The sequence below is a fragment of the Anaerotignum sp. genome (genome assembly GCF_051877975.1).
Classification (GTDB): Bacteria; Bacillota; Clostridia; order Lachnospirales; family Anaerotignaceae; genus Anaerotignum_A.
The window spans coordinates 1-15380 of sequence record NZ_JBJEJK010000055.1 but is presented as its reverse complement, the minus strand read 5'-3'; the positions used below and the strand labels follow the sequence as shown (position 1 = coordinate 15380).

Annotated in this window: 11 protein-coding genes, 2 tRNA genes and 1 pseudogene; all 14 read right to left on the bottom strand. The window is 49.9% G+C overall.

The genetic code is table 11. The features are described 5' to 3' along the window. Positions 1 to 15: 15 nt before the first annotated feature. On the bottom strand, positions 16 to 963 hold the full coding sequence (locus ACI39P_RS08630; RefSeq protein WP_439720259.1) for a zf-HC2 domain-containing protein: 948 nt from the start codon (positions 961 to 963) through the stop codon (positions 16 to 18). Beyond that, complete coding sequence (locus tag ACI39P_RS08625) at positions 960 to 1583, bottom strand: sigma-70 family RNA polymerase sigma factor (protein ID WP_439720258.1); 624 nt, start codon at positions 1581 to 1583, stop codon at positions 960 to 962. Before ACI39P_RS08625 ends, ACI39P_RS08630 begins: the two co-directional genes overlap by 4 nt. Positions 1584 to 1830: 247 nt before the next feature. Then, entirely contained in the window at positions 1831 to 3000 is a 1170-nt protein-coding gene (locus tag ACI39P_RS08620) for a tyrosine-type recombinase/integrase (RefSeq protein ID WP_439720257.1), read from the bottom strand. A gap of 161 nt (positions 3001 to 3161) precedes the next feature. Beyond that, positions 3162 to 3232, bottom strand: a tRNA-Gly gene (locus tag ACI39P_RS08615). 168 nt (positions 3233 to 3400) lie between these two features. Further along, positions 3401 to 3473: transfer RNA gene (locus ACI39P_RS08610), tRNA-Ile, on the bottom strand. A gap of 181 nt (positions 3474 to 3654) precedes the next feature. Then, entirely contained in the window at positions 3655 to 8700 is a 5046-nt protein-coding gene (locus ACI39P_RS08605; RefSeq protein WP_439720256.1) for a PBECR3 domain-containing polyvalent protein, read from the bottom strand. Further along, the gene (locus ACI39P_RS08600) at positions 8700 to 11213 is read right to left on the bottom strand and encodes a hypothetical protein (protein WP_439720255.1); all 2514 of its coding nucleotides are present in this window, start codon (positions 11211 to 11213) and stop codon (positions 8700 to 8702) included. The genes ACI39P_RS08605 and ACI39P_RS08600 overlap by 1 nt, the downstream gene beginning before the upstream one ends. 13 nt (positions 11214 to 11226) lie before the next feature. Continuing rightward, positions 11227 to 12042 carry an N-acetylmuramoyl-L-alanine amidase gene (locus ACI39P_RS08595; protein ID WP_439720253.1) on the bottom strand — a complete coding sequence of 272 codons (816 nt, stop codon included), beginning with the start codon at positions 12040 to 12042 and terminating at the stop codon, positions 11227 to 11229. Next, positions 12032 to 12532, bottom strand: coding sequence for a hypothetical protein (locus ACI39P_RS08590; protein WP_439720252.1), 501 nt, complete (start codon positions 12530 to 12532; stop codon positions 12032 to 12034). Before ACI39P_RS08590 ends, ACI39P_RS08595 begins: the two co-directional genes overlap by 11 nt. Further along, entirely contained in the window at positions 12529 to 12990 is a 462-nt protein-coding gene (locus ACI39P_RS08585; RefSeq protein WP_439720251.1) for a phage holin family protein, read from the bottom strand. The genes ACI39P_RS08590 and ACI39P_RS08585 overlap by 4 nt, the downstream gene beginning before the upstream one ends. 14 nt (positions 12991 to 13004) lie before the next feature. After that, on the bottom strand, positions 13005 to 13433 hold the full coding sequence (locus tag ACI39P_RS08580) for a hypothetical protein (RefSeq protein ID WP_439720250.1): 429 nt from the start codon (positions 13431 to 13433) through the stop codon (positions 13005 to 13007). 3 nt (positions 13434 to 13436) lie between these two features. Then, positions 13437 to 13814 (bottom strand): hypothetical protein, encoded by a 378-nt coding sequence (locus ACI39P_RS08575; protein WP_439720249.1) that lies wholly within the window; start codon positions 13812 to 13814, stop codon positions 13437 to 13439. A 13-nt stretch (positions 13815 to 13827) separates the two neighbouring features. Continuing rightward, positions 13828 to 14637, bottom strand: a complete 810-nt coding sequence (locus ACI39P_RS08570; protein WP_439720248.1) for a DUF6273 domain-containing protein — start codon at positions 14635 to 14637, stop codon at positions 13828 to 13830. A gap of 12 nt (positions 14638 to 14649) precedes the next feature. Then, positions 14650 to 15380, bottom strand: a pseudogene (locus ACI39P_RS08565) (hypothetical protein); the annotation flags it as partial.

Sequence of the window (15380 nt, the reverse complement as noted above, 5' to 3'; positions counted from 1 at the left end):
TCGATAGTGTCTCCTTCAAGATTTCTGTTCCAATCGAATGCTTATGCTGTGATATGCCTCGCCTGCTTCCCTTTCTCCCTGGGTTTCCCATTTCAAAGTTCCCAGCAACTCCAATTTTTTTACAAAAGCCTCATAGCTTTCTGCAGGGATCGCTGCACAAATATCATTCTCCGCCTCCGGTACTTCTTCATAGCCATCGACTTCGTCAATGATTTTTTGAATTTCCAGCAATGCCTTGTTTTCATCAGATACCAGCAATATTGCCGTGTCTACCGCTTTAACCTTTGCAGAACGCACCATAGAAAACGGCATCACAGCAGTATCTTCCGCCGCAGCAGTTTCCGCAGGAGCAGACGCTGCCTCCGTTTCTGATGCGTTTGATACACTTGCTTCTTTTTTGCTATCGGCCGGATTCGATGTATTGCCACCCTCCTTGCCTGCCGCTGTGGAAGTCGTATTCATCTTCTTCCCATTATCAACCGTATCCGCTGTATTCTGCTGTTCTTCCGGGATTCTTTCAACCTCAGCAGGTTCCTCCGCTGCTGTCTCCTCATCATAAACAGTAGCTGTATCTGTTGTCAATGCCATTTTTTGCACTGCTTCATTCTGGTTCTGGCGCATTTCCAACATACCATTGATGCCGCCTACTGCCACAACCACCAACACCGCCGCTGCAATCATGCTTAGATGCTTCCATTTAGGTGCTTTCTTCTTCATAGGGAAAGGCACCACATTCGGAGCCGCTTCCCTCTGCAGCTTCTGCATCAGCTCCCCATGATAACCTTCAGGGAGTTCTTTGTCAGGAAGGCACTGCAGGCTTTTTCTGATTTCCTGCTGCACATCCAATTCCTTACGACAGTCTGCACATTCCGCCAGATGTCGTTCGATTTCTGCGCTTTCTTCCTCATGCAATTCTCCCTCCAGATACGCCCAGAGCAGTTCTCTGCAATCTTCACATTTCATGGCCTTCCCTCCTTTCCTTTTTTCTGACGAGACTTGCCGCCATTTCGTTCCCTGATTTTCAAAATTTCATTTTTCAGCTGATTTCTTGCCCTTGAAATACGGGATTTTACTGTCCCCATGGGCAAATCGACAATTTCTGCAATTTCTTCGTAGCTCAGCCCTCGGATATCCCGCAGGATGACTGCCGCCTTATGCTCTGCCGATAAAGTATCCAACGCCTGCAGCAGTTCCCTCTTTCGTTCTCCCCGCAGCAGGCTTTCCTCCGGCGTTTCCCCTTCGTCTGCAATCTGCCGCTGCATACTGCCATCCTCGTTTTCCAATTCTTCTTCGAAAGAATAACTCTGTTTCCCTTTTCTTTTTCGCATCTCATCAATACATGTATTGGTCGTGATACGATAAAGCCACGTGGAAAACAAAGATCTTTCATCAAAATTTTTAATATTTTTATATGCCTTTAGAAAAACCTCCTGAGAAATATCTTTTGCATCTTCGCTGTGATTCATCATCCGCAGCGCCACGTTGTAGACGATTTTTTCATGCTTCAGGATCAATTCCTCAAAAGCCTGCATATCCCCTTGCTTGGCTTTTCCAATCAATTCTTTTTCCCTTTGATCGGTCATAAACGGTTCACCTCCGTTAGCTGCGCCCATTCCGTTATAATCATTCCCCTTAAATTTCGATATATATGAAAACGATATATATGAAAAAAAGCGTTGAATCAAATTCAACGCTTTTTCTTTCCAATCGAGGCGACAAGATTTGAACTTGCGACCTCTACATCCCTAAAGGACACTAAGAGCCTCGATTTTTCCTGAAAAATCAACGTTTTCCAAACTGCCTGACTTGATACGTGATTGATAGAATTTTTCACTTTGCGGCAGCCAAATATTCATTTAATTTAGAAATTTCTTTTATTTTGTGTGTCTTGCTCAGGTGCGTATAAACCTCCAGCGTTGTCTGGATGTCTGCATGTCCCATCAATTCTTTTGCAGTAACCACATCCACCCCAGCCATAAAAAGGATAGATGCGTATGTGTGCCGCAGGTAATGCGGCGTAAATCCGTCAATCACCATCGGTACGCCCTTCGGATCATGCACAGAATTTTTTCTCCCGCCGTATGCGGAAAAATCTCCATATCTGAAATTTAATTCTGTCATATAGCTTTCCCACATCCTGCGGAAAGCTGTCTCGCTCATCATCTGCCCCTTCACAGTCGGCACAACAAAAATGCTGGTCGCCTGTCTTTTCTTCTCCCGCAGATGGTCTGCCAGAATATCCGGCATCTGAATCGTGCGCACGCCGCTTTCGCTCTTTGCCCCTTCCTTTACTACAAATCTGCTTTTGATAATCTCCACGCTCTTTGTAATGGAAATCGTCTTTGTCTCAAAGTCGATGTCGCTCCAGCGCAAAGGAACCAGCTCTCCCCGCCGCAGCCCGGCATACATCATAATCATTGCCGCTGTCTGGGCCCGGTGTGGTGTCTCCCGCACCCACTTCTGTTCTTCCTCTGTCAAAGCCCTTCTCGGTACTTTCTTCTTCTGTGCAATCACCTTCACGTCTGCCACAGGGTTAAATTCCGTCACTCTGTTGCTGATTGCCAGCTTGTAAACCTGGCTTGCCGCCCGTTTCATCTCGTTCAGCATATCCTTGGAAGAAGGCTCTCCCGTGTTCTCGTTTTCCACTGCCCATTTGTTTATAATCCGCTGGAAATCTATGGTATATAGCTTTTCCAGCCTGCTTGGGTAAAGTGGTTTAAATTTTTCCAGGGCATATTTGTAATTCATGTAACGCCCCGTTGAAACAGAAAGCTTCTTTTCTTCCAGAAAAAGCTCCGCCCAAGCTCCAAAGGTTTTTTTCTCATCCATAAGGTTAAAGCCTTTCCCCAGCTTCACCTTGATGTTTCTTTCGTTTTCCTCCAGTTCCTTCTGTGTCCGGCCGTAAACCGTTTTCACAATTCTTTTGCCGTTTTCCGTGCCAATGTATACCTGGGACTGGTATCTGCCATCCGCACGCTTTGTCAATTTTCTTTTTGCCATATATTGCCCACCTCTCCTTTGCAGGAGCTGCCGACAAAAAAAGGATAAACGTATCAGGGTATGGGACTACCCTTGCCTGCATTGTAACATAACGAATATATGTTTGTAAATCCTAAATAAAAAAAGACCCCGGTCCCGAAGGATACCGGAGTACGTTCAAAAGCACCAGAAGGGAATCGAACCCTCGCTCTCAGCTTGGAAGGCTGATGTTCTACCATTAAACCACTGATGCACGGAAACGCATCTTTCATCACCCGAAGTATGTTGGCGGCGTTTCTGCCCTGTTGGTGCCATCCTGATCACCCTAGCATCGTTGCTCTCCGATGTGTCACAATTCCTATCGGTTTGTGTTCCGTCTGGCTTTCACAGATGGGAGCGACCCAGCAAAATGTCGACAAAATGGGCCTTCTCGGGCTTGAACCGAGGACCGTCCGGTTATGAGCCGGATGCTCTCCCTGCTGAGCTAAAGACCCGGGTTGCCCCGGTTACCGGCCGGGGCTTTTGCATTATTATGACAAAACAAAAGAAAGGATACATATATCAGATGTCTGTATATGCCCCTCCATTATACCATTTCCAAAATTTGAAAAGGTGATAATTTGCACATTTTTGGAAATAACTGCCGAGGAATCCTCGGCAGTTCAACAGCATTTTTTATATTTTCCAATCTATTGTATGACCGCCGCCGAAAATAAGCTGCCCCTTTACGGCCGCCTGCTGTGCCAAACTCAATCCAAGCTCGTTCATCAAATCAACTAAAATCTGCTGCTTTTCTATTCCTTTCATTTTTTCGTTATAAATGGCTCCGTATTTCGTCCGAATCTGAATATAGTCATTCATGCTGATGCCGACGCCCATCAATGCCTCAACCCTTTTTGTCTCCTTCTCCCTGTCGTCCTTATCCACCAGTCTTTCCAGATAAATATATTTTTTCTCCGCATCAGGAAGGTTCGTATTCTGCAGGATATATTTTTTCGGTTTATCACTCTCATAATCCGCCATCCGCATCAGGCAGTCGGCGGCCTTTCCCATGTGCGCCGTCCCCTGGTAATGGTCTAAAATCCTGCGGTCGGCGCTGTCCTCTGTGGTAATGCTGTGGTAAAGGATGGCTTTCTGTTCTTCGCTCATGGCACTGCTGCGAATCACTCTCCGCTTTTCTTTGTCCTTTTCCTCCTTCTGCACCCTGCTGAGTGTTTCAAAAGCCATGGTATTTTTTGCACCATCCGCAACCAGCTTTTTATACGTCTCCGTATTCTTTTCGCTTAAGGTTCTTTTTTTCTCCATATGCGCCTGTGCTTCAGGTATTGCCCATTTTCCGAAAAGCGCCGCCTGCGCCCAGTTTGATTTTTTGTCCTGGTCTACGGCAAATTGCAGCCGTTCTCCTTTGTTTGTCTGGGTATAATTTCCGCCCTTGCGCATCATGTTTAAGCCCTCTACGGTCTTTTTGATCTGACCTCCGGCAACAGGCATCGCCATATAAGCAAGTGATTTTCCAAATTCCTTTCTGACGATCTGATTTTTTCTTTCTTTTGTGATTTCTCCTGTGGCATAGTTTGCCTTTGCCTCTCCGATTGCATCAAAGTCAGGAAGCGCAGAACTAATCGGAATACGTCCGCCGCCCATCAAACCGCCGATAAAAGGAATGTTCTCTGCAATATTCTCTTTAAGTCCTGAATATACTTCTGCTCCCTTTTTCTTCTCTGTCTTTTCCGTCAGCTGCAGGCCGTCCCCCTCTGCCAGATCTCCAATGATGTCCAGCGTGTTCCGCACCTGTTCCCCCGTCAGGTCGCCGAAGGCCTCATTGGCAATGCCGAAGGGGTCAAGGGCAGAACGTCTCCCTGTCAGCTTTTCATACACATCGTTGTAGATGTAAGCACCTATAACAAGCCCGCCGTAAGCCTTCATCATCTTTACCACGCTTCCCTGGGCATCCCTTGGAATGTCCTTCGTCAGATAGCTGATTTGGTTGTTCACCTCCAGCTGAAACATGGTCAACGCCTTCCATAATGGATTTCTTGCATGGAAAGCCGTAGGCATAGCCCCCTTGCTTCTCCCGGCAAAAAGCCCTCTTGCGAATTCATCTGCGTTTTTGATGGCTTCCTCCTCCGCCATGCCCTTTGCAATGTTGTCATAATAACGGCTGCGCCATACGGCCTGGGTGCTGAATTTGTCCGCCCATTCCATAGGCTTCCCCGCCATGTCGGAAATCCGCCGCATGGTCGTTTTGTAAAGCTGATCCGTCCCCTCTCTGGTCGCCAGAAAGGCGCTCTTTTTCGTCAGCTCGTCCATCTCTCCTCTAGCCATGGAAACCAGTGCTTCCCCCAGTCCCTTCAAATTGCTGGAAAGGCGCATATTGCTCATCCCCTGGGTAATGGGGATAAAGTTCGTCAGGGCAGAGCCGATGTTGGCCGCCACCATGTTCCCCGCCACTCTGTTTTCAATGTCTGTACTGATTTTATAAAATTTTCTGCCTAAAACATTTGTTTCCCAATTCCTATCTGCCAAGTGCTTCTTTCCCGCCAGCAGGTCAGTGTAGGTGCGCAGGTTGTTTACATAGTTCTGCAGCTTGTGGTTCTTCATCTTTGTTTCGTAAATCTCGTCCAGCTTCGCCTGCTTTTCCTCCGGCATCAGGCTTCTGTTCTTCCGTATGGCTTCAATCTCCTTCTGAATCCCCTCGTCGGAAAGGCTGTATCGAATATAGTCCTCCATGCTGCGCAGGTTCCGAATGTCGTCCGTGTGATAGATAACGTCAGAAATATTGTCGATGTAAAGGTCAAAGGCCCGCAGTGCGTCATAGTCCGTCTTTGTCCCCGTTCTTTGCAGAAAGTTTCCTGCCCATCTCTTGCCGGGGCGGAAGGTTTCCGTTCTCCCCGCAATGTCCATGGGCAGCTCCTTGGAAGAAAAATCAAAGCCCAGCTTTGCCGCCGCCGTCTCCAAAGGCCCCGTGGGGTCGTCAAAGTTCATGTGAGGGAAATATCCGGGGATATATCCGATGGGGTCATATCCGTTCCGAATCAGAACCTCGTTGATCATCGGGTGCAGCTCCTCATAAATGCTCCGCAGCTGCTCAATCCCATCGTTGATTTTTGCCAGCTGATTGGGGTGCATCCCTCTTTCTATCCTCTGAATGGCCCGCTCCAGCTCTCCATAGCTTTCCTCCGTTGCGCCTGCCGCCTTCATCCGCTGCAGCTCATATCTGCTTTCCCCCAGCCATTGCACAAGGGCGCTTTCGCTGCAGCGTCTCTCCCCGCTTCCGGGAATCTCCATGGGGATGTTCTTTCTGGTGCTGATTTTCAGCCCTTTCAGCCTGTCCTTGTATTCCTTCATCAGCAAGGTGCGCTGTCTCTCGTTTTCGTGGATGGGCGCAAAGTATACCTGCTCTATCCTGTCTGCCGTCTCCTTGTCGGGGGCAATGTCCCGCAGGTTTCTCTCCTGGGTTTCCCTCCCGTAAAGGAATCCCGTCCCCTTGTCCTTCCAGCCCGCCTGTGCCCCGTCTGCCATGCGCATTTCGCCGATGGTTTCCGCCGCAAGGTTATCCCTCTTTGTAGCGATATATCGTTTGAATCCGTTGATTTTTTCTTCAATCTCCCGTAAGGGCTTCTGCACGTCGTATTGCTGCTTGATCAGTGCATATCTGGGCCCCGTCGCCTTCTTCGCCTGCACCTCCGTAATGTCTCCGTTCAGCATCCCTTCCAGCCAATTCTTTTCTGTCGCATTCAGGTCATTGGGCACCCCGTCTGCAATCTCCTGCAGCCGCCATCTCTCCTTGTTCCATGCCTCAACCTCCGCCGTGGAAACCTTTTCATAGTCGATTTTCCCCAAAAGGTTGGATTGGAAGCCCTCCGCCATGCCCGCTGCGGCGCCCTGTATGGTCTCCTCTCTGGCAGTATTTTCACCATTGACGATCCCCACATTCTGCTCTATACTAGAATCAGAGAATTGTGCAGTTGCGTTATCGGGCGTAACGGAGGGGCTTGTTACATCTCCGGGCAGCACATTCTCTTTTTTTTGTGTTTTTGTCAGATTCTTATTTCCCTGTTGTTTCTGCTTGAATACACCAACAATTTCCATTCTTTTTCGTTTTGTGTTAGGCACAGCCTCTACAACATAATAGGTTCCGTTGATTCGTTTTGTAAAAACAACTTTTTTTGAAAGCTTTCCATTAGAATCTGTAAAACCTCTGGATTTTGTATTATCCAGGAAAACATCATCATAATTATCTAGTATATACTGCACTTTTGCAATATCCTCAGGGTTAGCCATGCTCTGATCATGAATACCATTAGAGCCATGTCTTTTTTTAACATGATCAAATCCATTTGGTTTCAGATTATTCCCATATCCACTCACATCAAAACCAACAAGCTTCCCTACATCCTTCGCCATTCGGTCATTTACGGGATTCAATGGATAATCAATTTTCTTGTCAGATGGATTGTTTTTCAAATATTCAATACGATCCAGAATACCATCATCAACTCTAGCATGATCATATTTTATCTTCTCAAAATCAATACCTAAAATAGGCCCTTTTTTTGATGCCTTTTCAAATGCTTTCCCAGCCACCTTCGCCCCGGCGCCCAGCCCTGCCAGCCCCAGGTTAAAAGCCGCGTCCGTGGCCTCCTGCTTGCCGAAGTCCTTCAAAATCTCCTCTCGGCTCTTGCCTTCTGCCAGTCCCGCCGCAATGGTGATGGGTGTGTTCACTGCCGTGTCCGCCGCCTGTTGTGCCAGCATCCTTGCGGCAAAGCCCGCCGCCTTCGCCTTCTTCGGGTCAAAGAGGATCTTCGCCGCCAGCTGCTGCGCCCCGTCCGCCGCCGTTGCCGCCGCCATCCTCTGGCCCAGCTTTCCTGCTCCTTTCAGTGCCGCTTCTTCCGCCGCCTTGCCGATGGTCATGTATCCTGCCCCCGCCTTGGCAAGCTCACCTGCCAGCTGCCCCGCTGCTGCGGCGCCCTTGTTGTTTTCCTTTGCCGCATCCATCTGGGCTTTCAGGGCTTCATTCTGCTTCTGCAGTGCCTCGCTGCCGGAAAGCCTTACCAAAGCATCCTTCCCGGCGCCGCCCATGCCTTCCAGAAGCCCCGCCGTAAAGGAAGCGCTTTTCAGTCTCCCCTGCAGCTCCGTCTGCAGCTGCGCCACCTTTTCATATTGGCTGTTGTCGTTGGTGCCCCGTAAGGTGCGCCCAACCTCACTCATGCCCTTCTTCACAGCCCGCCGCAGCGTCTCATAGTCCATGTCCCTGTCTTGGGCCACATAGCTATATTTTTTCAGAATCTCCTGAGGGTTCAGAAGGCTGTCGTTGGTCTCGTAAAGCCTTGTCTTTTCGTCCTGCGCCGTGCTTTTCTGAAATGTCGTTCCCGTCCGCCCCAGCTGGCGCATAATCTGGGAATCCGGCACAAAGCCCCTGTCCGTGTTGATATTGACCTTCGCCCTTTGTGTTTGTCTTTGTGTTTGTCTTTTCGTTTCAGCCCTTGGAAGCGTCATGTTTTTAAAAAGCTCTGTTTGCGGAAGCTTTTTCGCCGCCATCCCCGCAGAACGCAAAGAAGGGGCGGATTTCTCCGCCGCCTTCTTCTCTCTCTGGGGTTTGGGGATATATTCTTCTTCCTCCTCCTTCAGCTTTCCTGTATGAGGATTGAAGGCGCCTTTGCTGTTGGAAATCTTGCTTTGCAATAAACTTCTTGCTGCTGCATTTCTGCCCATGCTCATCACCAAACCTTCTTATAAGTCAATTTAGAACCGTTTACCTCTTCTTTCACCGTTCCTGCGTCAATCATCTTGTCCAGGTCAGAATAAGAAACCCATCTCAGCCCGGGCACATAGATTGCCGCCCCGTTGTCCTGATTTGTGATTGTCAAATCAGGTGTAGGTGGATTATCATCCTCTTCATTGATTACACTTTTCTTCCCTCCGCCACTCCCTTTTGTCACACTGCGGTTCACCTTAGCGATATTCGCCCTCGTCAGCGCCGCCTCCAGTGCCATCTGCTCCAGCTCCGCATCCTGCATCCGCTTCAGATAGCTGCTGTCGTAGCCCAGCGCCGCCAGCTTGTTGTAATCGCCCATCTGCAGTGCCAGGTTCAGCTGCTGCTGTTTCAATTCGTTCTCATACTGCCTGTTGGCCAGAATCTCGTTGTAGGTCTGCTGGTTCAGGCTGTTCTGATATTCGTTCAGCTGCTGCTGGAAGCCCGCCGCCCACTGGTTCCAGCTGTTCCGGTTAGCTCTCTCGTTCTGCCAAGCGTTCATGGCCTGCTGCTGTGCATCCGCATAATATCCGCTGATGTCGCTGTTGGCCTGTGTCTGTGCCTGCAGTGCCTGCAGTGCATAGTCCTTCAGCATCTGCTGTCTGGCCTGCTCGTTGCTGTTCAGGTTGTTCTGGTAATTGGTCGCCAGCTGCAGGTTTGCTGTTTCGCTTGCGCCGCCGCTGATGCCCAGTGCCGCCAGCTGTTGGGGCAGCGCCAGCTCCTGCTGTCTCCGCAGGATGTATGCCTGTCTGGCAATGTCGTCAAATTCCTGTTCGGCGGTTTCCTGGGCCGCCTGGTTCTGTGCCAGTGTAGCCTTCAGCAGTGCTGTCCTTTGCTCTTCCAGGCTTTCCGCCATGTCGTTGTAGCCGTCAAAAAGCTCGTCCCGTGTCATCCCCTGATATGTAGGAATCTGCTGCGCCGTCTGCGGTGCTGTCAGGTTCTGATAATTCCCGTAAATCTGGTTGGTGTAGCCATTGGGGTTCTGCCCGTTGGCGTTCATCCAGTTGATCTTGTTCTGCCGCTCCTGCTGCAGCTGCAGCATCTCCTGTGTGCTGCCGGCATTTGCAATAGCCGCCGCATAGTCCTTGTTCGGGTCAAAATAGCCAATGCTTGTGCCGTTCTGTGCCGTGCCAGCGGAAGTCGCCGCAGGGCTTCCGCCTCCTGCTCCGTTCCCTCCGCTCTGTGCCGCCGTTCCCGTCGGTGCGGTGTAAAGCCCAATGCCGTTATTCCCTGCTGTAATGCCGCCGCCATATTTTGCCAGAAGCTGTGCGTTCGTCAGCTTCACGTCATTGGGGTCGCTGAGCCGCACGGCAAAAGTATTGTTTTCCTTCCCTGCGTTGGCAAGGCTTTCGTTCGTTCTCTGCATCTCTTCCGCCACCCTTGCGTCGTGTTTGGCAATGTTCCCCCCTGTGTATCGGTTCACAAAATTGCCGTCCTTGTCATATGTTGTCGTTGTCACTGTCCCTCTGTTGTATTGGTCGATGTATTTGTTCCCCAGCTGGTCTCCCCGCACCACAATGTCCCGGATAAAGCCGATATTGTTTTCCCCCAGTCCATAGCCGTTGCTGTTGGCTAATGGATAATATCTGTAGTTGTTCCGCAGGGCTTCCGCCGCCTGGTGGGCTGCGTCCATCCCTGCCTGGTCGCCTCTCTCCTTTGCCTGGTTCCATGCCGCCTGGTATCCCTGCAGCAGCTTCTGGTCCGGCAGGCTCATGCTCTGGTCCCCGTTGTAGGTTCCCTCGCCGCCTTCTGCGTTCTGGTGGGCATATTGTCTTGTAATGTATGCCTGCAGGGCTGCCTGCTGAATGGGGTCCGCTTCCCCCAGTGCTGTCTGTCCGTAGGCCGTCTGGGGCTGTGTGCCCTCCGCTGTCCTTGCCTGCATGGCTGCCAGTGCCGCGTTCTGTGTCTCGTCCATCTGCGCCTTCCCCAGTGCCGTGTTGTTCAGCACGCTGTCCTTGCTCTGGTAAATGCCCTTCGGGGCGCTGCTTGGCGTGTTGTAGATGTCATTGGTATAGCCTTTTGTGTTCGTTCCCGCCGCGTTCATGGCGTCAATCTTGTTCTGCCGCTCCTGAATCAGCTGCGCCCGCTTTGCCGGGTCTGTTTCCGCCGCAATGGCCGCCGCATAGTCCTTGTTCGGGTCAAAATAACCAGAGGAATTTCCAGAAGTGCCGCTCTTGCTGGAGCTGCCGCTGTTGTTGCTTCCCCCGCTGTTGTAAATGTCATTGGTATAGCCGTTTGTGTTCGTTCCCGCCGCGTTCATGGCGTCAATCTTGTTCTGCCGCTCCTGAATCAGCTGCGCCCGCTTGTTGGGGTCTGTCTCCGTCTTGATGGCCGCCGCATAGTCCTTGTTGGGGTCATAATTCTTGTTGCTGCTGGAAGAGCTGGAACTGCTGCTTTTGGAGCTGCTCTTGCTGGAAGAACTGCTCTTGTTCCGCAAAGCAGAGGAAATGCTGGAGGCGATCCTTCCTAAAATGCTCATAGGCTATCCCTCCTTATGCCTGCTTTTTTGTCCAAAGTCTGTCCAGCAAAACCATCACCCGCAGCATGTCCCAACTCAGGTTCATGTGTTCCGTGTCTGCAATGCAGTCATAGATGTCCATCTCTTCCATCAGGGGTCTTGCCCAGCTGGGCAGCTCTTCCATCGTCTGATATCTCTTTTCCTCTGGCATTTTCGTTTCCTCCTCCCTGTATTCCTTCCTGTAAAATTCGCAGATGCCCCTGCAGAGGGCTTCCGCGCATTTCCGGCGGTAATCTTCGCTGCAAAGAAGCTCTGCTTCTTCTTTGTTTGTCATGAAGCCGCATTCCACCAAAACCGCATGCATCCTCGTGCTGTTCAGCACATAAAGGTCGCCGCTGCGCTTGATGCCCCTGCTCTTTCTGCCCGTTTCCGCTGTCAGCGCGTCCTGCACGCATCTGGCCAGCCGGTAAGTCTCGCTGTCCCCTGTGGAGGAAACAGCGTTTCCTCCCACGGCTTCGCCGCATCCGACCTTCTCGTAGATCCATGTCTCAATGCCGTTGGCTCCGTTCCATTCCGTCCCGTAGGCGTTGGCGTGGATGCTGATGTAAATATCTGCGTTTGCGTCGTTTGCCCGCTGCACCCGCGTTTTCAGGGGTGTGTCCGTGTCCTCCGGGGCCACCAGCAGCGTCCCGAAGCCGTGCCGTTCCAGTGCCGCCTGCAAAAATTCCGCCGTTCTCTCGTTGAAGTCGTTCTCCTTCAAAATTCGGCCATCAGAAAAGGCAGGGCTTCTTTTCCCTGCCGTTTCTTTGCCGTGGCCGTCGTCAATGGCGATCAAAATTTTATCTTTCATAACCATCCCCCGGCTTTCCTTCGTCGATATCGATCCATTCTTCCCAGCATCTGTCTTTGTTCAGTGTCAGGTCTGGGTTGTATTCCACGCTTGCCGCGTGCACCCTTGCGCCCTTCTCCTCGTCTAAGATCAGGGTCTCGCTGTAGAGTGTCCTGCCGCCGTCGGGGTGGTCTGTTTTTTCTGTGTAGATCACCTGTGCCGTGGCGGGGTTGTTTTTGTATCCCAGGCAGATCATAGGTGCCACCCATTTCCCGTCCAGCTTCAGCCAAAAGCCGCAGATGCGCTGCTCTGCAGGGATGCTCTTTTCCTCCCTTGCGTCGTGCATCAGCACCTCAGCCTGCTTCTTGTCGTAGCGAATCTCGTTGCCGTTGGCCAGTCTTTCATGCCAAAAGCCCCATTCGTCCACCCAGATATCTCTGTCCACCAGTTTTCCTTCTGCGTCTGCGCTCTTCCGCAGCCATTCCTTTGTAATGCCGCTTTTCAGTTTCATCTTTCTTCCTCCTCTTCCTTCGCCCTTGCTTCCAGTTTTTCAGAAGTGACCTGCAGCCCTTTCACCAGAAAAGCAGGCACATCCACGTCCATTTCCACTAAGTTCTCCAAGACACTGCGAATCTCATTCACTAAATAGTTCGCCAGCACAAACCACCCAAGGTAATCCATAAATACAAGGTTCACCCCGATGACCTCGCCCATCTCCTCAAAGGAAAATCCAATAAAAAAGGCGGTCCCGATGACCACCCAATACCCTACTTTTTTCATTGCGCCCTTTGCGCCGATGCTGCTGCTGCTTTCTCCCTGCATGCTGCTCTTCGCCCAGCCTGTCAGCCAGTCGATGATGTTAAAAAGCAAAAATCCTGCAAACAGAAACCAGTATCTTCCTAAAACTGCCGCCAATGCCGTCATGATCGCACCTCCGATGATATTGACTTTGTTCAGAATATTCATCATATCCTTACACCTCCTCATGCAGTCGTTTTCCATCCATATACACCAGGCTCCCATACATTGCTGTCAATTTCAGATTCCCAAATTTGTCCATTATGGGAAACCTTATCCCCAAGCATATATGCATCAGAAGCTCCCAAAGGCTGTACCCATACTGCAATACCATCCTCAGTTACACCAATTGCTTTATATAAAGAAGTTGCAGTGTCGGGTGTCCACTGTTCAGCAGATGTGTGATTTTGCAAAACCTGATACAACTGAGCATCTCCCACAGCGTTTTCGCCATAGGAAAAAACATCTTTGGTCTTGTATGCTTTTCCTACTTCATACTTTGGAAACACACTTGCTACTTCCATCATATCAGCAGATTGTGTGTCAACATCCATAGTCGCAAGGAATAACTGAATTGCTTTTCTCAGTTCTAAACTAGCCTGTTTTCTGTTCATTCCTTACACCCCCAGTAATGTGTCCATAGCATTTTCCATTTCTTTTATCTGATTTTCAGCTGGTGTACGCTGTGCCATAGCTACTGTAAGCCTGTCCTCATAAATAGGCTCATTGTTTTCTGTCCTGTCAATAACCATATTTTTCTTGGACAGTTCTACTCTGATTGTATAACCACTGTGAATAAAGGAATCTCCGCTATCCTCAGTGATTGTAATAGTTTCGCAGTTTTCCTCTGTAAACAGTGTGTCCAGTGTTTCAATCCCTTCTTCTACATGGAAAACAAAATACAGTGTATCCCTTTTCGCGCCCTGTACTTCTCTATCTCCACCATAGATAGAAAGAGGATTTAGCTCTGTTCCATTCACTAACTTGATAACCATATTCTCTTCCCCCTTACTGTAATACTAAATCATCAGAAACCAACGCATCATTTGATACAATAAATGCAGGTCTTACATAAGTTCTGGATATACTGGTGATGCTGTCATAACTGCAACTACCATTAGTATCAACATACCAAATCGCAGTTGTTCCATTACTAGCAGGAGAACGAGTAAACCACTTTATTGCCGTAGTTCCGCTAGAATACGCAACTCGTATTGCTCTGGCAGAAGTAGGGCTGGTTTCATAAAGAAAATAGTCTAGTTTTTCACCGTCTTTAGGGACAGGGTAACTATACTTGTTTTTTCCAAGGCCAATTTCTGTTGCACTTAACAAAAAAACTTTTGTGGCTAATCCATCACTCCCTGATAATACTGTAGTTCCACCAGTACCGTATGGGATTTTAACCTCTTTTATCGTATTTATTACACTGCTTCCTAATAAATTGAGGAAAGTTCCATTTAAATATGTGTGCATCGTTGATTTCCCATAGTTATTAACATTTGAACTATTCCAATCGCTGATAGTGTAAGCATTTTTCATCAACAACCATGTTCCATCACAACTGTCATCATAAATACCAGAAGGTTTTCCTCTGTGTACGATGATAAAATCATATAATGTTCCATTGACATTAACTTTTACAGTTTCTCCTACAGAAAAATTGCTGATGGGTATACCACCTTCATAAAACTTTCTTGCTATGCCTGCAACACCAATGTATCCTGCTTTAATTTTTCTTGCTTTATCACCAACACCGATGTAAGGTGTTTTGACTTTCCTTGCTACACCTGCAACACCTGTATAAATCGCTTTAGCCATAGCATCACCGCCTTATTCGTACACCAGATAGACTTCACCACTATTTAAAGAAGATGTTCCTGCGGTCAAATCTGTTGTTCCGTATGTGATAGGCAAATCTGCCAATGTGTGTGTATGGTTGCTTTTCGCAGCCCCCACTTCTTCCGCCGTATGGCTATGGTTGTCTGTCGCAGCCCCAATTTCTTCCGCCGTATGGCTGTGGTTTCCTTCCGCCTTCCCGTTCCATGCTTTCTTTTCATCTTCTGTCACGTGGATGCTGCTGTCTGCCAAATGCGTTGGTATCTCTGCCAGTGCTGTGGCAAGGGCGGCTTCCGTTCCGGTGTATCCTGCGCTCTGCGCCGTTTCGTAGGCACTTGCGCCGTTTGCCCCTGCCGGCCCCTGGGGGCCTGTTGCGCCCGTTGCCCCTGTCGCCCCGGTGTCGCCTTTCTCGCCTTTTTCCCCCTGTATGCCTTGGGGGCCCTGTATGCCCTGGGGGCCTTGCTCCCCTTGGGGGCCTGTTGCGCCGGTGTCGCCCTTCTCGCCTTTCTCCCCCTGTATGCCTTGGGGGCCCTGTATGCCCTGGGGGCCTTGTTCCCCTGGGGGGCCTTGCTCGCCCTGAATGCCCTGGGGGCCTGTCGCCCCTGTTGCGCCTGTTTCGCCCTGTATGCCCTGGGGGCCTTGCTCGCCCTGGGGGCCTTGGGGGCCCTGCAGTTTCCCAATGGGAACCCAGTCCTGTGCCGCTTCGCTCCAAATGTAAAGGTTGC

What these genes read in the sequence shown, in the direction of transcription:
- ACI39P_RS08630 (WP_439720259.1), bottom strand. Translation starts at nt 963, where the DNA reads ATGAAATGTGAAGATTGCAGAGAACTGCTCTGGGCGTATCTGGAGGGA.
- ACI39P_RS08625 (WP_439720258.1), bottom strand. Translation starts at nt 1,583, where the DNA reads ATGACCGATCAAAGGGAAAAAGAATTGATTGGAAAAGCCAAGCAAGGG.
- ACI39P_RS08620 (WP_439720257.1), bottom strand. Translation starts at nt 3,000, where the DNA reads ATGGCAAAAAGAAAATTGACAAAGCGTGCGGATGGCAGATACCAGTCC.
- ACI39P_RS08605 (WP_439720256.1), bottom strand. Translation starts at nt 8,700, where the DNA reads ATGAGCATGGGCAGAAATGCAGCAGCAAGAAGTTTATTGCAAAGCAAG.
- ACI39P_RS08600 (WP_439720255.1), bottom strand. Translation starts at nt 11,213, where the DNA reads ATGAGCATTTTAGGAAGGATCGCCTCCAGCATTTCCTCTGCTTTGCGG.
- ACI39P_RS08595 (WP_439720253.1), bottom strand. Translation starts at nt 12,042, where the DNA reads ATGAAAGATAAAATTTTGATCGCCATTGACGACGGCCACGGCAAAGAA.
- ACI39P_RS08590 (WP_439720252.1), bottom strand. Translation starts at nt 12,532, where the DNA reads ATGAAACTGAAAAGCGGCATTACAAAGGAATGGCTGCGGAAGAGCGCA.
- ACI39P_RS08585 (WP_439720251.1), bottom strand. Translation starts at nt 12,990, where the DNA reads ATGATGAATATTCTGAACAAAGTCAATATCATCGGAGGTGCGATCATG.
- ACI39P_RS08580 (WP_439720250.1), bottom strand. Translation starts at nt 13,433, where the DNA reads ATGAACAGAAAACAGGCTAGTTTAGAACTGAGAAAAGCAATTCAGTTA.
- ACI39P_RS08575 (WP_439720249.1), bottom strand. Translation starts at nt 13,814, where the DNA reads ATGGTTATCAAGTTAGTGAATGGAACAGAGCTAAATCCTCTTTCTATC.
- ACI39P_RS08570 (WP_439720248.1), bottom strand. Translation starts at nt 14,637, where the DNA reads ATGGCTAAAGCGATTTATACAGGTGTTGCAGGTGTAGCAAGGAAAGTC.